Genomic DNA, 22,045 nt, shown 5'->3' with positions numbered 1-22,045 from the left:
TTGTGCGTATGTCATCGAGTGTTTCAAGGAAGGTGATTTATGCAAGATATGAAGACAAAAGCGGTTGATGGGAAACATTTTAATTTTGTCAATCTGTTTAAGTTGGCGGAACTGGAGCAGGCACTCCTGCCTTACAAAAATACTCGTCAATATGACGCGGTTATCCGTTATTACTTTGCCTGCATCGGTTTGCTCGACTCCCCCCGGTTGCAGCACCCGCTGGCGCTGTTCAGGCAGGCACTGGGGGAGTTGGAGCAACGTCGTGTACGCCGCAATGTGGAGCAGAGTCCTGCGTCGAGCCCCGATAAAGAGGCGGCGCCCGGTCTGGCGAAAATCCTTGGAAGAGTGGATGACTTCGACGCGCGACTGCAATACGGCGTCGAGCTGATGAAAGTATCCGCGACGCAGGTGCCGAAGATACTGCACTTCGTCTGGCTCGGAGGTGGCATCGGAGATATACGACGTGATTACATCAATATATGGAAGCAGGTGCTGGCTGGACACGATTACACAATCAATCTCTGGTACGACAGCGATGCGTTACTGGCCCATCAAACCAATCGTTTGATTGTCGAAGCCGCCAAAGCGGATGCAATGTTGCAGGGGGGAGCCGACAGTGCGTCCGAGAGGGTATTGGGCGAATCGTATGTGGCCCGCGCCATTGTTCTGAAACAGCAGATGTACGACTACATCAATAATGCAACCACGCGAGGCGAATCGGCCGATGACGCGAGAATTCAGTTACTGGCTCGTGCTTACGGGGAAAGTCCGGGGGATCTACGAGAGCTGAAAAACCGAAATCGTGAAAGCGTAATCTCCATGCTTGATGGTGCCCTGCGAGTGCGCGACCTGGCGAGCACGGAAACACCTTTGCAGTTGCGAGATATCTACGAACGCGAAATGCGTCTGCGTGGCAACTTCGCCGCAGCGTCGGACATCGTCAGAGTGGAAGCGTTGTATCCGGAAGGCGGTAGTTATTCCGATGTCGATAACTTGCCGCCGTTACGGCAAGAGATTGGTGGTGTCGACATCAACGGCTTCGACAGCGGCGCGCGACTGGGCGTGTTGCAGTTGCTGCTGAATCAAAATCCCCACTGGATGCCTGGCCGTGAAGCGCTGCGCAGTCGATATACCGATCACACAGTACGAATTCCTGAACAGCATCGTTCAGCATTGCAAGCGTTCGCCGATAGCCAGCCAAGCCTCACGCAAGTGTTCCAGCCTCCCCAGGATCTTCTCGCCCGGCCTTACTCCCTGAGGGCCGTGGCAGAAGGCTCCACGATCAGTAATGCCTTCATGTTGGCCCATCCCGGTTCGACGGTCATAGCGTCCGTGCTTGATCGGTTCCGGTTCAATTACCGGTTGGTGGAAGACACCGCCCGGCTGGCTACCCTTAGAGGTGTCAGACTTGAAGACTCAGAGGCGATGTCTTCACTGGCGAACGAGGTTCTGGAAAAAGCCTATGGACCCCTCATTGACCTGCCAGGGGAGGAGTCGATTTTCGCTGCCTATCTTGCAGACGCTGCCGCCAATTACTACAACGACGGCATTCGCCCGCAAGGTGAGGGAACGATCTATCTGACCGGCCCGGTTGGCATCAAGGACGGAACGAGTGATTTCGAAAAGGCTCGGTTAACGTCTCGCGGCGCAGAAGCCTCCCGTGCGGAGATGGCAATAAATCCCCTGGCAACAGTCAATCGCACAACCGAAGAAGAACAGGACCACTCCTGGAAAGACAACGAAACCGACTTTGGCAAGTGGGTGGAAACCGAGAAACGGAACTGGCATGACGGCCAATACAAAACCCGCTACGCCGGCAACATCGATGAACTGCTAAAGCACTCGACCGTCGAGTTCGAACTCGGCTGGCCATTGATCGAGGGGCGTCATGTTCTGAATATCGAGCTGTTGCAGCGTATGGCCGATCATCTTGGGGAACCGTTTACCAAGGCGATGATGAATGGCTACGACGGACCGGTCGTGTTCGCCGAAAGGTTGCCACTGAGCTTCGATGATCGTCAGGCCATCCGCAATCAGGACCCTCGCCTGCGATCACCGGCATTCCCGAAAAATCCGGTCGCCCAGAGCATCGCGCTGGATGAACTGCTGATCGGGCTGGGCACCGGTTCCTGGCAACTCGCGCAGCTTACCCCGTTGCAGCGTTTGAAGATCGGAGCATTGCTGGGCACAGATTCACTGGATGCCCAGAGCTTTGCCGCCCAGAACGGGGCGCTGGAGAATCTGATCAACAGCGTCAGTGAGCGCGGGACGTCCGGGCGTTACGCGGTGATTGAGCAGCATCTCTACCAGCGCCGGGCGCCTGAGTTCATGGCAGGCATGTCCAGTGTGGCTGATGAATTGCCCGCGCATCCGGCCACCGCACTTAGCCTGAAAAAGAACGCCTTGGCCAACACTGCGACCCTGTTTGACTGGGGGCGTCAGGTGGCACAGATCCAGCGGCTCGCCACTCAGGAACACCGCGAACAGGTTCAGGAGCGGCTGGAACAGGTGCTCAGTCAGTTCGAGGCCGGCACTGTCAAAATGGTGCCTCAGGATTTGTTGATGCACGGGCCGGGTGACACGGCGGCCGGCCGCTGTTTTCCGCTGGCGCTGGCAATGGGGGCCGCCCTCACACAGGGTGAGGGAGCGACCCGGCAATTGCGCGAGCGATTCTTTCTGGCGGTGCTTGAGCCGGAGCACCCGGATTCGAAGGTGTTTCTAGCTGCGCTGGAGGAGATGCGCGGCGTGAACGCAGCCGATGTGGGCACGGCGCTGGGGCGGGGCGATCTGGACAGGATGGTCGCGACCCTCGAGGAATCTGTGGGGCCGCGAACCCTGATGCTCAACTCGGATAACCACTCGATGCTGGTGGCTCGGACTGTACACGGGAGTACGGTCGTTTATCACTTCTACGATCCGAACTTCGGCCTGTTCCAGTTCGACAGCCCGGTAACCTTCAGAATGGCCCTTGGGCAATTTTTCAAGCAGCCACGGATCGCCCGTCATTACGCCGTGTACGGCAAACCTGGCCGGCCACAGTTCGATCTGATCGATGTGCATGGGGAAAAAGTCGCTGATCTGAACCTGTCGAACGGCAGCAAGGTAAGTCAATTGCTCAGGGACGACCCGCTGCCGGACAGACCGTTCAGGTCGGTTCGCCAGAGGATGAACAGTGCCCACGGACGAACGCTGATGGAGAACTCGCGGCTGGGCAGTGCACTGTTGTCTTCAGACAATGACTGGTGGGGCGAGGAGATTGCCGACATGACCGCGCGGTTGCAGGAGGGCCATGACTCGGTGACGCCTCTTGTGCCGTTGTTCGACTCGCTGCAAGTGACGCCCGAGGGCAGTTATCGGGTGGGCATGATCGATCCACAGACCGGCGAGTTGGTCGCCACGGTCGTCAGCCGGGATGATCGCCTGCTGCGAATCAAAAACTACCTGACTGAGCTGTTCTCGAGCCTGGGGCGCAAGCGTCCGGTCGGTGATGCTGTGGATCCGGCCGAGGCCGCGGCGGTGCATACGCTCAATGCCGGTTTCGCGGTGCAGGCCTTGATGAATGCGTTGCGTGGGCGTGAAGGCGAAGACCGCACACTGACAACGGCGGTGCAGTGGCATGCCTACGTCAATTACGCACAACTGGTGCATGGCAATGTGGTCGATGTGGCGGGACTGATCGGTCTGGTGCAGGCCGCGCTGCGCGATGAAAAACTGATCGCCCGCACCACTGCGAAGGTGGTCGGCGAAGCGCTCGAGCCGTTGACCGGCAGATCCCTCGGCACTGTGGCCGGGCATTTGGGCAACGAAGGCGTCGGCGCGGTATTGGGTCTGGCCAATGTCGGTTTCGATATCTATCAGTTGGCGACAGCACGTAATGATGTGGAGATCGCCACCTACGCCACTCAGCTGACCTTCGATGCCAGCAGTCTGGCCCTCACCGGGGCGGGACTTGGCGCAGCGTTTGCCGGTGCGGGTACGGCAGCAGCGGTGCTGGGAGGCGCCGGGGTGATTCTGGGTGGCCTTGCGGTTGGCGTAACTGCGCTGGCGCAGAGCTTTGCCACCATCGCTGAAGAAGCGAAGGCGGTCGGGCTGTTTTTTGCGGAACTGGAGCAGGCGCATCACGGGGATGGATTTCACTACAGCGGCGAGCAAGGTGCCTGGTTGCCACGACCGTCGCTGATCATCAACGGTCTTGACCTGAGCACCGGCAAACTGCTGCTCGACAGCTCCCGTCTTTACCCGCTGCACGATCATTTCGGCGTGCCGGAGTTCGAGGTCGATTATCCGCGAGCGATCCACCTCAGCAAAGAACTGGGCTATCCAGCCGAGATGAAGTTCTCACCCTCCGCCGAGCAGGCCATTGTCCTGCCGTGCACGCCGCTTACCTGCTATCGCTACGAGTACCAGATCCTGCCGTTCGCATCACAGCGCCACGACAAGGGTTTCGACATCGCCCGGCGTCTGGAGAAGAAAAAAGCGGACGGTCAGTGGCTGTTCCTGTTTTCGTTCTACTCGTTCCCCAGCCATTACATTGTCCATCGGATGTACCCCGATTATCGCCCGACCGAGATCCGCGTCACGCTGGATGCGCAGGCGCGCAAACTGGTTGTGCCGGTGATCCCCGAGCCTTGGCGCGAGCAGATCAGCTATCGGATTCAGGGTGGTGGAGGTACATGCACACTCGTGCTCAACCGCGGTGTCAATGTCGGACTGACGTCGGTGGGCAAACAGAAGGACCGCTGGATCATTGTCGCGCCGTGGGCTATCGAGAAGGACATCGTGTTCGGCAAGGACGGGCAGTTCAGTGTCAAAGGCTGCGAATTCAAGGTGACGGCGGACGTTGCTCCGCAGATTTCCCTGCTGATCGAAAATGGCCGGCTCTTTCAGATTGCCGGCGACAAACGGCATGAGCTGAACCTGCTGCAGGAGCAGGCGCCCAAAGGGCTGGACGACCAGGTGCTGCAAGACCATCTGCAAGCGCTGGCACGGGCTCATCGATTGGTCCTGCGTTATACGCCGATCCACGACTACCTGATTCCATTCGAGAACACCAAGGCGCCGCGTTACACCAATGGCTGGTATGACGCCGTGGAGGACCGGATCCTCTACATCCGCAACGACGAGGTGTTCGACGATGAAGGGCTGCTATCGGTTGTGGTCGGCGGCTCGGCGTTTTTCCATGAACCGAGTGGCTACGATATCTGCCAGGTCGACGCCGGCACGGGGCTGCTCAGCTATCGCTTTCGTTTGATGTTCCGACGCACCGGTGTCAGCACGATTCGCAGCGTTGAAGCCGATGGGCAGGGTGTCGTTCATGTGGTGCAGGAATACGCGTATGAGGACGGTACGCTTGAGCGCCTCAACTACCTGATTCATGAAGGTGAACTGTGGTTGAGCTCGGTTACCCGTGGACTTGAGCCGGGTTTCCAGGCGTTGCTCGATGACGGCACGCCGTTGCCGGCCTGGACATCGGTACTGGGCGATTGGGTATCGCTCAAACCGGTCGATGCGGACAAAGGCTACGCCACCGTCGACTGGCAGTTCGCTGCTTACGTTTCGATCTGCTGGAAGATCGAAGAGAACGCCCGGGACATGGCCTGGGTTCGTACCCGTGACAACCTGATCGTGCGCCCGGTACCGCGCCGCCATCATGCCCGCGCCTGGCCCGACTCGATCCAGAACCTGAGCGAGCTGATGCTGCTGACGCCCGGTGATGACGGCGACGTGTTTGTCATTTACGACCGGCAGTTCCAGAGCCTGTGCCGGGTGCAGCGCACCGTGACGCTGGGACAGATTCAGTGGTCGCACCGCTGGGTGCAGCCCGAGCATCTGACACAGGTGACGGTTGAGCACGATGACTATCAGGCCCGGACCGAGGATGGATTGGCATTCGGGATCGGCTCCGATGGTGAAGTGCGCTTTGCGGGGCTGACCGAGGCCTGGCTCAAGGGGCGCAAACAATGGTGGCTGGCGCTCGACGCCATCGCTCGGCAATACGCAGTCGAGCAATTCCCGATTGTCGGCATCGCCAATGCTGCCGGGGATGCGCGCTTGCACGCCTGGTACGTGGACAACCGCTTGTTGTTGTGTGACGCGCAACCAACGCAGCTGCGGTTGCTTGGCATGACACCGGACAATCAGTCGGCGTGGCTGTTCGAACCCGAGAGCGGTGAGATCTGGCGCCAGACGTTAATCGATCCGCAACAACTTGAATCAGCATTCGGAGAAGGCACGCAGTTGTTGCAGACCCGAGTGCTGACCAGACCGGAACGACTTTGGACGGCGTGGCGCTTTACCGATGTGCGGATCGACGGTGCCGGTCTTGTGGGCACGACGGGCGAAGGTGTGGTGCTGCAACTGGAGCATCAGGAGCAACCGCAGATCATCGGTGTGCAGCACGATTGGCTGGCGACCCATGGCGAGCATCTGATTGGTGACTTGCAGGCTTTGCTGGCAAATGCAGCACATCGTCCATTCATTTCTATCGCTTCTCACGACGCCAGTGTGCAGTGGTACATCGCTGACAGCGCGCGGTTGATCCAGATTCCCGCAGTCGACCTGCCGGAGGATTACGAGCTACTTGGAACCCGAAAGTACGCTGACGTCTTGTTGCATGAACCGCGGGAACGGGTCGTTCAGGGTTATCCGAGCATGCGCCAGATCAAGCCGCTGGATTACGTCCAGCGCACGGGTGATGTACTGGTGCTCGAGGGACGGGTGGATGCCTACGATCTTCTGCCGGTGATCCCGGACGATGTGCGCACGCTGGTTCTGCGGGTAGGGCGCGGTTGGATGAAGTGGCACCTGTCCGAGGCGCTGATGCGCAAGCTCGATTCGTTGGTGGTTGACTGTCGTTATCCGCTGGGGGCGCGCCCGCTGGTCATGAGCCGTTTGATCCTGACGCTGAGCGATCCGCAAAAACTCGAGATAGGAATGGTCGACGATCACCTGGTGGTGATCGATCCTGACAGTGAGCACTGTGTGCTGGTACGCAATGCGGATGCATCAGATCCCTCGCTGCGGGGCGATGCGATGCTTGAGGTCAATGGCCTGCGTCCGTGCCAGGTGTCGACGCTGGTGCGCTGGCTGAAGGCGCGCAAGGAAGGCGCCGAGGGCGTGACGCTCAAAGCGTTGATCGATCAGGCGGATGCGAAGAAAACCGTCGAGTCTGCGGGTTGACGGTCCGCGGTCACTGACGAAAAAAGACCGCCGACGTTACCGTCGGCGGTCTTTTTGTTTCAGGGCTCAAGGCACCAGATAACCTTTGACCCCGGTAAAGATGATCTGCGCTGCCAGCGCACATACGAACAGCCCCATCAGGCGGCTGACGATCTGCAAACCCTGATCGCCCAGAATCCGCTCGATGCGGTTCGACAGGTACAACACCACGCCAACCGTGAAGCTGGCGAGGGCAATACTCATGATCGCGATCAGCTTGTCATCCCAGTGCGGCTGGCTGACGCCCATCACCAGCAAAGCACCGATGGTGCCGGGGCCGACGGTCAGCGGAATGGTCAGCGGAACGATCGTCACATCCTGCTGCACGTTGTCGGTCTGCACGGCCGACTTGCCCTGCGCCATGCCCAGCGCCGAAATGAACAGCACGCTGCCGGCACCGATGCGGAAGGCATCCACCGTGATGCCGAACACATCGAAAATCACCCGCCCGAACAAATAGAGCAACACACTCGAGACCAGGGTGGCGATCGCCACTTTCCAGGCCAGGCGGCGTTGCTCCTTGCGCGAATAACCGCGGGTTAGGCTGATGAAGCAGGACAACACGAAGAACGGGCTGTAGAGCACCAGCATCTTCAGGTAAACACTGAATAACACGTGGAGCATGGCGCGGGCTCGCTGGCGGGGAAAGTCGGGGGGAGTCTAACAGGCGCTATCGTGTCTGTCGGCTCACGACGGTTGCGTCGTCGCACGGTTCTGCTGATCACGCTGGGCCACCCAGTGCTCGATCAGCTCACGCAGTTGCGACAGCTCCACCGGTTTGGCCATGTGCCCGTCCATCCCGGCCTGGCGCGCGCGCTCCTTGTGCTCGGCGAGGATGTGCGCGGTCAGTGCCACGATCGGCGTGCGGATGCGCTGATTGCCGACTTCCCACGCCCGCAGTTGCTGGGTGGCGGAGAAGCCGTCGAGGATCGGCATTTCGCAGTCCATCAGCACCAGGTCGTAGCGCTGGGCTTTCATCGCCTGCAACGCTTCTTCGCCGTTGCTGGCGGTGTCCGGCTGCAAGTTGAGCTTGCCGAGCATGCCCCGAATCACCTTGGTGGAAATCGTGTTGTCTTCGGCCACCAGAATGCGGAAATCGCTCGGCACCTTGACCGGCGCAGCGGGGCTCGCGACCTGTGGCTGGAACACCACCTGGCCACGGTTGCGCTGGTTCAGTTCGTCAGCCAGCGTGGTCTTGAGGGTGTAGCCGGCCACCGGTTTGGCCAGGATCCGCTTGATCCCCGAGTTGCGCGCGATGATCTTGCTCGGCGCATTGCTGATGCCGGTGAGCATGATCAGCAGGATGTCGTGGTTCAGGCTCGGGTCTTCCTTGATCTTGGCCGCCAGTTGCATGCCGGTCATGCCGGGCATGTTCTGGTCCAGCAGGACCACGTCGAAGTAATCACGCAAATGCGCCTTGGTGCGCAGCAGCGCCAGCGCTTCCTTGCCCGATGGCACGGCGCTGACGTTCAGGCCCCAGGCGCTGCATTGCTGCACCAGCACCTTGCGGCAGGTGTCGTTGTCGTCGACCACCAGCACGCGTGCGCCTTGCAGCGGGCTGTCGAGGTCCGAGGTCGGATGCTCCAGGCGATCAGGGTCCAGGGGCAGAGTCAGCCACAGCGTGCTGCCCTGGCTGGCGCCGCTCTTGATGCCGAACTCGCCCTGCATCAAACGGATCAATTGCCGGGCGATCACCAGCCCGAGGTTGCCGCCCAGACGGTTGGCCGACAGGAAGTGTTTGCTGTGCAACTCGGCGTGCATCAGCGCGTCGCGCTCTTCCTGATCCATCGGCTGGCCGCTGTCCTGCACGGCAATGCGCAGGCGTGGCCCGGTGCTGCGTTCGTCGAGGGCGACGACTACCAGCACTTCGCCTTCTTCGGTTTTCTTCAGGGCGTTTTCCAGCAGGCTCAGCAACGTCTGGCGCAGGCGCGTCGGGTCGCCACTGATGACCCGTGGCACTTGCGGCTGGATAAAGCTGATCAGCTCGACGTTCTGCTGTTCGGCCTTGGCGCGATAGATACTCAGACAATCGTCGATCAGCGCGTTGAGGTCGAACTGCACGTCGTCCAGTTCGATCTGCCCGGACTCGAGCCGCGAGATGTCGAGGATCTCGTTGATCAGGGTCAGCAGTTCGTTGCCGGCGCTGTGGATGGTTTGCACGTAATCGCGTTGCTTGACCGACAGTGGCGTGCCGAGCAGCAGTTCGGTCATGCCCAGTACGCCGTTCATCGGCGTGCGGATCTCGTGGCTGATCTTGGCCAGGAACTCGGCCTTGGCGTTGATCTCGGCATTGCTCGCAGCGAGGTCGCGACTGATGCTGAAACGGCTTTCGGTGATGCTGCGCTGACGCTCGCCCAAGGCGATGCTCATCAGCAGGCCACTGATACAGATGAACCCCATCAGGGTCATGATCAGGCCTTGCGGCGCGACCAGGGTCAGCCCCAGCAGGGCCGGGAGGATGATCAGCGTGCCGATGTTGAACACCACCATCGCGGCAACGAACAGCCGGGCAGGGCGGTAGCCTTTCTGCCAGTGATAGAAGCCCACCAGCAACATGCTCAGCCCGGCGAGGGCCACCAGCGCGTAGGTGATGATGTTCAGCGGCAGGGTGTTGACGAACAACAGCAGCAGGCTGCAGATCACGATGAACAGGATGTCGCCGATCAGCAGCTTGTTCAGCGGATGCGGGCCGAGCGGAGCGAAGAAGCGGTAAGCGAACATCAGGCCGGCCGGTGCAGTCAGCAGCAGGGCCAGATAGGCGCCCGGGGTCTGGATCGCATGCCAGTTCGGCAGCCACGGACCGGCGAGGTTGAGCAACAGCAACAGGCTCAGGCTCAACAGGCCTTCACACACCGCGAGCCACAGGCTGCTGCGTGAGCGGGTGTAGGCGTAGCGGATCAGGTTGTGCAGGATCAGCATCGCCAGACAGCCGAACAGCAGGCCGTAGATCAGCGTCTGGTTGTGATTGGCCGCGGCCATCACCGCCGATTGCAGGGTGATGTACGGGCGCAACTGGTGATCGGAGACCAGTCGCAGGTAAACGTCGAGGGGCTTGTCACTCTGCGGCAACGGCAGCATGAAGTCGCTGCTGGGCAGCGGTCGTTCCACCTGGGGCTGGGTGGTGCCGGTGTCGCGTTGTTCGATCAGGCGATCGCCGTCGAGGACATACAGATTGAGGTGCGACAGGTCGGGGGCGAAGATCCGCAGCACTTGTTCGTGCGTGCCTGGCGCCAGCCTGAAGCGCAGCCACAAGGCACCATCGGGTTCGGCCGCGGTGAGGCGGTCAAGCTCGATAGGGCTGAATTGATTGGTGTAGCGGGCGGAGCGGATGTCGCTCAGCTGGAGGTTGCCCTGATCGTCAAGCAATACCGACCAGCCACTGCCTTGCGCGGCCTGGGCCGGGAGCATGCAGAGCAAGGTCAACAGCGTGACGGTGAAGCCTATGGCAATCCTGAGCCAGCGCACGGCGAAATCCCTTCGTAGGTTGATGCCAGAATATAACGATGCGCAGCGTCGGAACAGTCCGGCAAGGGCGATGAGCCCCTGCCGGAAACACAGCGTAGCTTATTACTGAGACTCACCGCGTTCACGGGCAATGGCGCGGTAGCCAATGTCGGTGCGGTAGAAGCAGCCTTCCCAGTCGATGGCCTTGGCCAGTTTGTAGGCCTGCTCCTGGGCGGCGCCGACGCTGGCGCCCATGGCGGTGGCGCACAGCACCCGACCACCGGCCGTCACGACGTTGCCGTCCTTGAGCGCAGTACCGGCGTGGAAGACCTTGCCTTCCAGTGCGGCGGCTGCGTCCAGACCGTTGATCGGCGCGCCCTTGGCGTAGTCGCCCGGGTAACCGCCGGCGGCCAGCACGATACCGACGCTCGGACGTGGATCCCACTGTGCTTCAACCTTGTCCAGCGCCTGAGCCAGAGCGGCTTCGACCAGCAGTACCAGGCTCGATTGCAGACGCAGCATCACCGGTTGGGTTTCCGGGTCGCCGAAGCGGCAGTTGAACTCGATGACCTTCGGATTGCCGGCTTTGTCGATCATCAGACCGGCGTACAGGAAACCGGTGTAGACGTTGCCTTCGTCGGCCATGCCGCGCACGGTCGGCCAGATCACCTGGTCCATCACGCGCTGGTGCACGTCGGCGGTGACAACCGGAGCGGGGGAGTAAGCACCCATGCCGCCAGTGTTCGGGCCGCTGTCGCCGTCGCCGACGCGTTTGTGGTCCTGGCTGGTGGCCATCGGCAGAACGTTCTTGCCGTCGACCATGACGATGAAGCTGGCTTCTTCGCCATCGAGGAATTCTTCGATGACAACGCGCGAACCGGCGTCGCCAAAGGAATTGCCGGCGAGCATGTCGCGCACGGCGTCTTCGGCTTCGGCCAGGGTCATGGCGACGATCACGCCTTTACCGGCGGCCAGGCCATCGGCCTTGATCACGATCGGTGCGCCTTTTTCACGCAGATAAGCCAGGGCCGGCTCGATCTCGGTGAAGTTCTGGTAGTCGGCAGTCGGGATCTTGTGGCGTGCCAGAAAATCCTTGGTGAAGGCTTTCGAGCCTTCCAGCTGCGCGGCGCCGGCGGTCGGACCGAAACAATCCAGGCCACGGGAGCGGAACAGGTCGACCACGCCGGCCACCAATGGCACTTCCGGACCGACGATGGTCAGGGAAACGTTTTTCTCGGCGAAATCAGCGAGCTGCTCGAGGGCCAGCACGTCGATGGCGACGTTTTCGCACTTGGCTTCAATCGCGGTGCCGGCGTTGCCCGGTGCGACGAAAACCTTCTGCACACGCGGATCCTGAGCCACTTTCCAGGCCAGGGCGTGTTCGCGGCCACCGCTGCCAATGATCAAAACATTCATTTCAAAAACCTCGGATGACGCTAATTCTGTTGAGCGCCGCAGGGGCGCTTTTCTGTGGGAGCGAGCTTGCTCGCGAAAGCGGATTTTCAGTCACATCTGAATTGAATGTGCCGCCGTCTTCGCGAGCAAGCTCGCTCCCACAGTGGATCGTGTACTTAGTGGCGGAAATGACGCATACCGGTGAACACCATCGCGATGCCGGCTTCGTCGGCAGCAGCAATCACTTCAGCATCACGCATCGAGCCACCTGGCTGGATCACCGCCGTGATACCGACCTTGGCCGCATTGTCCAGACCGTCGCGGAACGGGAAGAACGCGTCCGACGCCATCACCGAACCAGCCACTTGCAGACCGGCGTGCTCAGCCTTGATCGCAGCGATACGCGCCGAGTTCACACGGCTCATCTGGCCGGCGCCGACACCGATGGTCTGACGGTTCTTGGCGTAGACGATGGCGTTGGATTTGACGAACTTGGCCACTTTCCAGGCGAAGATCAGGTCGTGGACTTCCTGTTCGGTCGGGGCGCGCTTGGTCACCACTTTCAGGTCGTCGGCACCGATCATGCCGATATCGCGGCTCTGTACCAGCAGGCCGCCGTTGACACGCTTGTAGTCCCAGGCCGGAACGCGATCTGCCGACCACTCGCCGCAGGCCAGCAGGCGCACATTGGCCTTGGCTGCAACGATGGCGCGGGCTTCTTCGCTGACGCTTGGGGCGATGATCACTTCAACGAACTGACGCTCGACGATCGCCTTGGCGGTCTCGGCATCCAGTTCACGGTTGAAGGCGATGATGCCGCCGAACGCGGATTCGGTGTCAGTGGCGTAGGCCAGTTCGTAGGCCTGACGGATGCCGCCTTCGGCGTCCGGGCTCACGGCCACGCCGCACGGGTTGGCGTGCTTGACGATCACGCAGGCCGGTTTGACGAAGCTCTTCACGCATTCCAGCGCGGCGTCGGTGTCGGCCACGTTGTTGTACGACAGTTCCTTGCCTTGCAGCTGGGTGGCGGTGGCGATGCCGACTTCGGCAGGCTTGGCTTCAACGTAGAATGCCGCGCTCTGGTGCGGGTTCTCGCCGTAGCGCATTTCCTGGGCCTTGATGAACTGGCTGTTGAAGGTGCGCGGGAATTCGCTGCGGCCTTCGGTGCTCAGGGTTTCGGCAGCCTGGTTCACGGTGCCCATGTAGTTGGCGATCATGCCGTCGTAGGCGGCGGTGTGTTCGAACGCCTTGAGCATCAGGTCGAAACGCTGAGCGTAGGTCAGGCCGCCGGCCTTGAGGTTTTCCAGGACGTTGGCGTAATCGCTGGCATTCACCACGATGGCCACGTCTTTATGGTTTTTCGCGGCCGAACGGACCATGGTCGGGCCGCCGATGTCGATGTTCTCGATGGCGGTCGGCAGGTCGCAGCCTGGCTTGCTGATGGTGGCTTCAAACGGATACAGGTTGACGGCTACCAGGTCGATCGGCTTGATGCCGTGCTCGTTCATGATCGCGTCATCGATACCGCGACGACCGAGGATCCCACCGTGGATTTTCGGGTGCAGGGTTTTCACCCGACCGTCCATCATCTCTGCGAAACCGGTGTAATCCGCGACTTCCACTGCGGCCACGCCGTTGTCCTGCAGCAGTTTGAAGGTCCCGCCGGTGGAAAGGATTTCCACGCCCAGGGCTTCCAGCTCCCTGGCGAATTCGAGGATCCCGGTCTTGTCGGAAACACTGATCAAGGCGCGGCGGATCGGCAGGCGGGTAGTCTGGTCGGTCATCTCAATTTCCATCAAAAGCAAGGGAAGTCAGCAAAAAAGGCGACCGGTTTTACGCGGGCGCCTTTCTGGTTTGATTGAATGCTTACAGCAGATCGTACTGCTTGAGTTTCTTGCGCAGCGTGCCGCGGTTCAGTCCGAGCAGCTCGCTGGCCTTGGTCTGGTTGCCCTTGACGTAGTTCATCACGCTTTCGAGCAGGGGAGCCTCGACTTCGGAGAGCACCAGGTTGTACACGTCCGTGACGGACGCGCCCTCAAGGTGGGCGAAATAATTGTGCAGCGCCTTCTCGACACTCCCGCGAAGGGTCTGGCCTTCTTCGCTCGGGGTATTGAGGTGCTGTTTCAAATTCACGTTGTCGCTCACGGGTGTTGTTCCACTCACTAAAGTCTCGGTCATCATCGTCATGCGGCCACCCCTTCTCCGTCCCCTGTCAGGCTCTTGTAACGTTCGGCGAAGAACTCCCGAACGTTGGCGCATTGTGTTTCCGTACCATCCAAACGATTGAAGTGGGCGCGAAATTCCTTGGCGCCCGGCAAGGTTGCGAGATACCAGCCCACATGCTTGCGGGCAATTCGCACACCCATCACGTCCCCATAGAAGGCGTGAAGGGCGGCCAGATGCTCAAGCAGAATGCGTTCCACCTCGATCAGCTCCGGCGCCGGCAGCTTTTCGCCGGTACGCAGGAAGTGTTCGATCTCGCGAAAAATCCATGGCCGCCCCTGGGCAGCCCGGCCGATCAACAGGCCATCGGCACCGGTCGCGTCAAGCACGTAGCGGGCCTTTTCCGGCGATACGATGTCGCCGTTGGCAAAGACCGGAATCGACACCGCCTGCTTGATCGCGGCAATGGTGTCGTACTCGGCTTCACCGGTGTACAGGTCGGCGCGGGTGCGGCCATGCACCGCCAGCGCCGTGATCCCGGCCTGCTCGGCGATCTTCGCCACGGTCAGGCCGTTCTTGTTGTCGCGATCCCATCCGGTGCGGATCTTCAGGGTCACCGGCACATCAACTGCCGCCACGACGGCATGCAGGATCTCGGTAACCAGTGCCTCATCCTTCAACAACGCGGAGCCGGCGGCCTTGTTGCAGACCTTCTTTGCCGGGCAACCCATGTTGATATCAATAATCTGTGCGCCCAGTTCGACGTTGGCCCGGGCCGCATCCGCCAGCATCTGCGCATCGCCACCGGCAATCTGCACCGAGCGTGGCTCGGGATCGCCTTCGTGGATCATGCGCATGCGCGACTTGCGGGTGTTCCACAGGCTCATGTCACTGGTGACCATTTCCGAGACTACAAGCCCTGCGCCCAAACGCTTGCACAGCTGACGAAAGGGCTGGTCGGTGACGCCCGCCATCGGGGCGAGGATCAAGCCGTTCTGCAATGTATATGGGCCGATGCGTACCGCCGACATAGGACTTCCCTGAAGTGGGGCCGGATCATGAGAGTTCGAAAAAGGGTTGGCATGATACCCGCTCTCGATGACTGGATAAAGGCTGAATTGAACAAAATCTGAACAGTTATTCTGTTATTACCGCCGGTTTGGTCGTGCGCTGCGCAGTCAGAAAACTGCCGTCAATCCGGGAGCGGTGAAGCGTTTCACTCGGGCGAGTGGAAACTCAGGCTGTAGTTCACGGCTTTCGGGCCTGGATCGAGGATGTCCAGGGCGATGTGGATCGGCGTCTGCGGCGGCATTTCCGCCATGCCTTCGAGGTCGCCGTTGAGGTATTCGCCGGGTTTGAAGCGACGACTGGCGATCAAGTGACCGTTAAGGTCGGCGAAGCGCAGCTCCAGCAGCGGAAACGGCTGCGAGAACGGCGCGCGGTTATAGATGATCGCGTCCACCACCAGCGCACCGCTGAATTCCGGGTGGCTGCGCACCACCAGGTTGCTGCTTTTGATCTTGGCGATGTCCACCTTGGACGGCACTGTGCAGCCGACTTGCGGGCACAGTTGCTGGAACCACGGCCGGTATTGATCCTGGCGCGCCAGTTCATCGAAGTGATAGGCGATGTACTGTCCGCCCAGACCGGCAGCGGCCAGCACGATCAGCATCAGCCAGAGCAGGCGACGGCCCCAGGGCGAGCGGCGTTTCTGCCAGTCCAGTTGCAGCGGATCGTCGGTCAGATCCTGCAACGCTTCGGCGCGAACACTGGATTCGACCCGTTCGCGTTTTTTGCGCGGTGCTTCGATCAGTGGCAGTTCGTCATCGACGTCTTCGCTGGCCGACAGGCGTTCGCGGCGGGCATTCGGGTCGATCGGATCGTGCAGGCGCAGTTGCGGGATCGGCGGTTCGTCATCGAGATCCACCGGCTCCAGCGACAGCGAAGGCTCGGTGCGCTCCGGTCGAATCGGCTCGGGCTCGGGCTCGACGGCGTCGGGTTCGTCTTCGACTTCGGGTGCGCGCTCATCCGCCGGTTCGCTGAACAGGCTGTCCGGCCATGTCGTGTCTTCCGGTTCGTGGCTGTCGCGGCGAGCGCTCAAGGCGTCTTCGCGTGGGCGGCCGAACTCGGTGGTTGGCTGGATTTCCCGCTGTTCAAGGCGGGCCAGTTCTTCGTCCAGGTCCAGACTGTCCAGATCCAGCTCGGCGGCGCTCCATTGCTTTTGGCTGATGGCGCGCGGTTCGGGCTTTTCGACGATGGCCGGTGGCTCGACAGGCGCAGTCTCGCTGATCGGCGGCTCGCTGATTAACGGTGCCACCGGCGTGACCGCTTCCTTGCCTGCGTGTTGCTCCAGCAATTGCTTGGCGGCATTGAACACTTGCAGGCAGGAGCCGCAACGAACCACCCCGCGGGCCACACTCAACTGAGCGTGACTGACGCGGAAACTGGTTTGGCAATGCGGGCACTGGGTGACGAAGCTGTCGGTCATGCGGCGATCCGGATTGAGCAGGCGGTCATTTTAGCGCCGACGGCCGGTGATGCGCACCCAGCCATCACGATTGGCGATCGGGTCGAGATCGAAGTCCTGCGCGTAGGCGGCAGCGACTTCGTCACCTTGTTCGGCAAGAATCCCGGACAGCGCCAGACGCCCGCCGGACTTCACCAGGCCGGACAGTTGCGGCGCCAGGGAAACCAGCGGGCCGGCCAGAATGTTGGCCACCAGCACGTCGGCTTTGACCTGCGGCAGGTCTTCCGGCAGGTACAGCGGGAACAATTCGTCAGCGATGTTGTTGCGCCCGGCGTTGTCACGCGAAGCTTCGAGTGCTTGCACGTCGATGTCGGTGCCCACGGCTTCTTTCGCACCGAGCAGCAGGGCGGCAATCGCCAGAATCCCCGAGCCGCAGCCGAAATCCAGCACGTTGCAGCCTTTCAGGTCCTGGCCGTCCAGCCATTCCAGGCACAGGGCGGTGGTCGGGTGAGTGCCGGTGCCGAACGCCAGGCCCGGGTCCAGCAGCAGGTTGACCGCGTCCGGCTCCGGTGCGGCGTGCCAGCTCGGCACGATCCACAGGCGCTGACCGAAACGCATCGGCTGGAAACCGTCCATCCAGCTGCGTTCCCAGTCCTTGTCTTCGATCACTTCGCTGTGGTGCTCGGGCAGCGGGCTGCCGGTCAGCAGTTCCAGGTGGGCCAGTACCGGGGCAGCTTCGGTGCCGCCCTCGAACAGGGCCAGCAGGTGGGTGTGCGCCCACAGCGGGGTGGTATTGAGTTCCGGTTCGAAGATCGGCTGATCTTCGGCGTCCATGAAGGTCACCGAAACGGCGCCCACTTCAAGGAAAGCGTCTTCGTAGGTTTCGGCTTGTTCCGGGCTGATGGCGAGTCTTACTTGCAGCCAAGGCATGGCGGGCACCTGTGAAAAAGATTGATTGCAGCCTAGCGGCCTGCGAGAAGCGCGCAAGTTTACGCGAGCGCGACGGTTTTGTGGGAGCGGGGAATGTGTGAGCAGATGAAACCTTCGGAAACAACAAAGCCGCCCGAAGGCGGCTTTGTCAGGTGCGGGCTGAAGCTTAGTGCTTCTCGCCAGCCAGCTTGTGCTCGAGGTAGTGAATGTTCACGCCCCCTTTGCAGAAGCCTTCGTCGCGGGTCAGATCACGGTGCAGCGGGATGTTGGTCTTGATCCCGTCGACCACGATTTCGTCCAGGGCATTGCGCATGCGGGCCATGGCTTCGTCGCGGGTCGCGCCGTAAGTGATCAGCTTGCCGATCAGCGAGTCGTAGTTCGGCGGAACGGCATAACCGCTGTACAGGTGCGAATCGACGCGAACGCCGTTGCCGCCTGGCGCGTGGAAATGCTTGACCGTACCCGGGCTCGGCATGAAGGTTTTCGGGTCTTCGGCGTTGATCCGGCATTCCAGCGAGTGACCGCGGATGACCACATCATCCTGGGTATACGACAGCTTGTTGCCAGCGGCGATGCTGAGCATCTCCTTGACGATGTCGATGCCGGTGACCATTTCCGAAACCGGGTGCTCCACCTGAACACGGGTGTTCATTTCGATGAAGTAGAAACGACCGTTCTCGTACAGGAACTCGAAGGTGCCGGCGCCACGGTAGCCGATGTCGATGCACGCCTTGACGCAGCGAGCCAGGACTTCCTTGCGCGCGTTCTCGTCGATGCCCGGTGCCGGCGCTTCTTCGAGAACCTTCTGGTGACGGCGTTGCAGCGAGCAATCGCGGTCACCCAGATGGATGGCGTTGCCCTGGCCGTCGGACAGAACCTGCACTTCGACGTGACGCGGGTTGGTCAGGAATTTTTCCAGATAGACCATCGGGTTGCCGAACGCCGCGCCAGCTTCGGAGCGGGTCAGTTTCGCCGAGGCGATCAGGTCTTCTTCCTTGTGCACCACACGCATGCCGCGACCACCACCGCCGCCGGCGGCCTTGATGATCACCGGGTAGCCGACTTCGCGACCGATGCGCAGTGCCGTTTCCTCGTCTTCCGGCAGCGGGCCGTCGGAACCTGGAACGGTTGGCACGCCCGCTTCGATCATCGCGTGCTTGGCCGATACCTTGTCGCCCATCAGGCGAATGGTGTCGGCTTTCGGGCCGATGAAAGCGAAGCCGGAGTTCTCGACCTGCTCGGCGAAATCAGCGTTTTCCGCGAGGAAACCGTAGCCTGGGTGAATGGCGGTAGCGCCAGTCACTTCAGCAGCAGCGATGATGGCCGGGATGTGCAGGTAGGACTGAGCGGCAGAAGCGGGGCCGATGCAGACGGATTCGTCTGCCAGACCCAGGTGCATCAGCTCTTTGTCGGCCTTGGAGTAAACGGCGACGGTCTTGATGCCCATCTCTTTGCAGGCACGCAGAATCCGCAGGGCGATCTCACCGCGGTTAGCGATCAGAACTTTTTCCAACTTCGCAGTCATCAAAGGCTCTCCGCAGTTCAAACGATGGTGAACAGCGGTTGGTCGTACTCAACCGGCTGGCCGTCTTCGACGAGGATGGACTCGATCACACCGCTGGTTTCAGCTTCGATGTGGTTCATCATCTTCATGGCTTCGACGATGCACAGGGTGTCGCCTTTCTTCACGGTCTGGCCGACTTCAACGAAGGACGGCGAGGTTGGCGAAGATTTGCGATAGAAGGTGCCGACCATCGGCGAACGGGCAACGGTGCCGTTCAGCGCTGGAGCAGCAGCGGCAGCTGGAGCAGCGGCTGCAGCAACCGGAGCGGCAGCGGCAGCAGGTGCAGCGGCCGGAGCCTGCATCGGAGCCGGAGCGTAGTACTGCTGCGCCGGGGTCTTGCTGTGACGGCTGATGCGTACGGACTCTTCGCCTTCCTTGATCTCGAGCTCGTCGATGCCGGACTCTTCCAGCAATTCGATCAGTTTCTTAACTTTACGGATATCCATGAATCATCAACTCCCAAGGGTCGGTCAGGGGCGTATAGCTTGTTGTTCAAGCTGCTCTAGTGCAGCCTCCAGGGCCAGTCGATAACCGCTGGCGCCAAGGCCGCAGATCACTCCTACCGCTACGTCGGAGAAGTAAGAGTGATGGCGGAAAGGTTCGCGTTTGTGCACGTTGGACAAATGCACTTCGATGAATGGGATGCTCACTCCCAGCAGCGCGTCACGTAATGCGACACTTGTGTGTGTAAATGCTGCCGGGTTGATCAGAATGAAGTCCACGCCCTCGCCGCGTGCGGCGTGGATGCGGTCGATCAATTCGTACTCGGCGTTGCTTTGCAGATACAGCAGATGATGGCCGGCTTCACGGGCGCGGCGTTCCAGATCCTGATTGATCTGCGCCAGGGTGGTCGACCCGTAGGTCCCGGGTTCCCGGGTGCCGAGCAGGTTCAGGTTGGGGCCGTGCAGCACCAGTAGCGTTGCCATCTGCGTGTTCCTTGTTATGGGTGAGCCTTCGTCAGAACCCGGCGACTATGCCGCAAAGACTTTGTGACTGTCCAGTTCTCTGCAATAGCCAGCACGATGACCGATGTTTGCGCAAAATATGTGACTGACTGATTAAATCCGGTCATTCGCTTTGGCGACACGTTCGGCGAAGTCGCTGGCGTTGATCTCGCCGATCACCCGCACATCGCGACGTTCCACCCCGTCCTTGCCGAAGAACATCAGCGCCGGTGGGCCAAACAGGCTGTAGCGGTCGAGCAGGGTGCGCTGTTCGGCATTGCTTGCGGTGATATCGAAGCGGATCAGCCGATAGCCCTTGAGCCGATCCACGACCGTGGCGTCATTGAGTACTTCGTGTTCGATGACTTTGCAGCTGATGCACCAGTCGGCGTACCAGTCGAGCAGCAGCGGGGTGCCGGCGGTTTTCGCTTCGAGCAGCACCCGATCCAGTTCCGCCGGGGTGCTGACGGTCTGCCACGAACCGCTGTTTTGTGCGGGCGAGCCGCTGTCGGCGAGGCGTGCCGGGGCTATCGGATTCAACGGGTCGGTCTGCCCGCTGAACGCGCCGTACCAGCAGGCCAGCGCATAAAACAGCAGGAACATCCCGAGCAACTGGCCGAGGCGTTTGCGCGGCGGTTTGTAGACGAATTCCAGAGCGCCGAGGAACAGGCCGACGCCTCCGGCCAGCAAGCCGATCAGCAGCAGCGTGATCTGCCCCGGCAATACCCGGCTGAGCAAACCGATCGCCAGTCCGAGCAGCAACACGCCGATGCCGTTTTTCACGTACATCATCCACGGCCCGCTTTTCGGCAGCCACGCCGCGCCGCCTGTGGCGACCAGCAACAGCGGCGCGCCCATGCCCAGCCCGAGCATGAACAGTTTCAGACCGCCGCCCAGCGCATCGCCGCTGGCACTTATATAAAGCAGCGCGCCGGCCAGCGGTGCGGAAACGCACGGCGATACCAGCAAACTCGACACCACGCCCAACACCGCCGCGCCCCACAACGAGCCGCCTTCGGTGCGCCCGGCAATCCGGTCGAGGCGGCTGCTGATGAAGTGCGGCAGTTTCAGCTCGAACACGCCGAACATCGCCAGCGCGAACACCGCAAAAAACATCGCGAACGGCACCAGCACCCACGCCGATTGCAGCCGTGCCTGCAAATTCAGTTGCGCGCCGAACAGCCCCATCAAAGCCCCGAGCAGCGCAAAGCACGCAGCCATCGGCAACACATAAGCCAGCGACAGGTTGAAGCCGCGCAATCCACCGACCTGCCCGCGCAACACCACGCCGGACAGGATCGGCAGCATCGGCAACACACAAGGCGTGAAGGTCAGGCCCAGGCCCGCCAGGAAGAACAACGCCAGATCACGCCAGTCCCAACCCGTCACCGGAGCGGACGCGCCACTTGCCGCTGCGTTGCCCTCAATGCTCAGGCGTTCGGTTTCCGGTGGATAGCACAAACCCTTGTCGGCACAGCCCTGATAGGTGACGGCCAGCGTGAACGCCCGGGAATCATTGCGCGGCAGTTCTACATCGAGAATGCCGTGGTAGACCTCGACGTCGCCGAAATACTCGTCGTGTTTCTGTTCGCCTTGGGGCAGTTGTGCGGCGCCAAGTTTTACCTCGGCAGGCTCGGCACGAAACTGGAAGCGATGGCGGTAGAGGTAATAGCCTTCGGTGGCGACGAAGCGCAGTTTGACCGATTGCGGCGTGCTCTCGACCAGGCTCAGTTGAAAGGCTTCGCGCACCGGCAGGAAATCGGCGCTGTTGTTGACCGAGCCCAGCGTGGCGCTGGGTTTGCTGTCGAACAGACCGGCGGCGCCGGCCGGCAGGGCGAAGACGAAAAACAGCAGGCAGAGCAGACGGCGCATGACAATCTCGCGAATCAAAGGTGCGGGAATGATAGCGGACTTGGCCCT

13 protein-coding genes are annotated in these 22,045 nt (G+C 61.0%); 1 reads left to right on the top strand and 12 read right to left on the bottom strand.

What is annotated here, in order from left to right:
* Positions 1-39 precede the first annotated feature (39 nt).
* A complete protein-coding gene (locus AC1Q9F_RS13100; protein WP_492620156.1) occupies positions 40-7,179 on the top strand; it encodes a TcdA/TcdB pore-forming domain-containing protein in 7,140 nt (2,379 codons plus the stop codon).
* 66 nt (positions 7,180-7,245) lie between these two features.
* On the opposite strand, the gene AC1Q9F_RS13095 is transcribed toward AC1Q9F_RS13100, so the two are convergent.
* The 12 genes from AC1Q9F_RS13095 to AC1Q9F_RS13040 all read right to left on the bottom strand — a co-directional run bounded on the left by AC1Q9F_RS13095 (position 7,246) and on the right by AC1Q9F_RS13040 (position 21,997).
* Positions 7,246-7,842, bottom strand: coding sequence for a MarC family protein (locus tag AC1Q9F_RS13095; RefSeq protein ID WP_096819748.1), 597 nt, complete (start codon positions 7,840-7,842; stop codon positions 7,246-7,248).
* A 63-nt stretch (positions 7,843-7,905) separates the two neighbouring features.
* Positions 7,906-10,683 (bottom strand): hybrid sensor histidine kinase/response regulator, encoded by a 2,778-nt coding sequence (locus AC1Q9F_RS13090; RefSeq protein ID WP_492620157.1) that lies wholly within the window; start codon positions 10,681-10,683, stop codon positions 7,906-7,908.
* A gap of 102 nt (positions 10,684-10,785) precedes the next feature.
* Positions 10,786-12,078, bottom strand: a complete 1,293-nt coding sequence (gene purD / locus AC1Q9F_RS13085) for a phosphoribosylamine--glycine ligase (RefSeq protein ID WP_007951030.1) — start codon at positions 12,076-12,078, stop codon at positions 10,786-10,788.
* Positions 12,079-12,233: 155 nt separating this feature from the next.
* Positions 12,234-13,841: a bifunctional phosphoribosylaminoimidazolecarboxamide formyltransferase/IMP cyclohydrolase gene (gene purH / locus AC1Q9F_RS13080; protein WP_039772035.1), complete on the bottom strand. Its 1,608-nt coding sequence runs from the start codon at positions 13,839-13,841 to the stop codon at positions 12,234-12,236.
* 82 nt (positions 13,842-13,923) lie between these two features.
* Positions 13,924-14,244 (bottom strand): DNA-binding transcriptional regulator Fis, encoded by a 321-nt coding sequence (gene fis / locus AC1Q9F_RS13075; protein WP_002555375.1) that lies wholly within the window; start codon positions 14,242-14,244, stop codon positions 13,924-13,926.
* The gene (dusB, locus tag AC1Q9F_RS13070; protein ID WP_085611009.1) at positions 14,241-15,251 is read right to left on the bottom strand and encodes a tRNA dihydrouridine synthase DusB; all 1,011 of its coding nucleotides are present in this window, start codon (positions 15,249-15,251) and stop codon (positions 14,241-14,243) included. Before dusB ends, fis begins: the two co-directional genes overlap by 4 nt.
* Positions 15,252-15,436: 185 nt before the next feature.
* On the bottom strand, positions 15,437-16,708 hold the full coding sequence (locus AC1Q9F_RS13065; RefSeq protein WP_492620158.1) for a DUF3426 domain-containing protein: 1,272 nt from the start codon (positions 16,706-16,708) through the stop codon (positions 15,437-15,439).
* A gap of 30 nt (positions 16,709-16,738) precedes the next feature.
* A complete protein-coding gene (gene prmA, locus AC1Q9F_RS13060; RefSeq protein WP_492620159.1) occupies positions 16,739-17,617 on the bottom strand; it encodes a 50S ribosomal protein L11 methyltransferase in 879 nt (292 codons plus the stop codon).
* Between the two features lie 166 nt (positions 17,618-17,783).
* Positions 17,784-19,142: an acetyl-CoA carboxylase biotin carboxylase subunit gene (gene accC, locus AC1Q9F_RS13055; protein ID WP_007951024.1), complete on the bottom strand. Its 1,359-nt coding sequence runs from the start codon at positions 19,140-19,142 to the stop codon at positions 17,784-17,786.
* A gap of 17 nt (positions 19,143-19,159) precedes the next feature.
* On the bottom strand, positions 19,160-19,627 hold the full coding sequence (gene accB, locus AC1Q9F_RS13050; RefSeq protein WP_007951023.1) for an acetyl-CoA carboxylase biotin carboxyl carrier protein: 468 nt from the start codon (positions 19,625-19,627) through the stop codon (positions 19,160-19,162).
* Positions 19,628-19,651: 24 nt separating this feature from the next.
* On the bottom strand, positions 19,652-20,107 hold the full coding sequence (aroQ, locus tag AC1Q9F_RS13045; RefSeq protein WP_007951022.1) for a type II 3-dehydroquinate dehydratase: 456 nt from the start codon (positions 20,105-20,107) through the stop codon (positions 19,652-19,654).
* A 132-nt stretch (positions 20,108-20,239) separates the two neighbouring features.
* On the bottom strand, positions 20,240-21,997 hold the full coding sequence (locus tag AC1Q9F_RS13040) for a protein-disulfide reductase DsbD (RefSeq protein ID WP_492620160.1): 1,758 nt from the start codon (positions 21,995-21,997) through the stop codon (positions 20,240-20,242).
* Positions 21,998-22,045 lie beyond the last annotated feature (48 nt).

This window comes from Pseudomonas sp. GW823-FHT04A03 (genome assembly GCF_058796615.1).
This window is presented reverse-complemented; position numbering and strand designations above follow the sequence as displayed.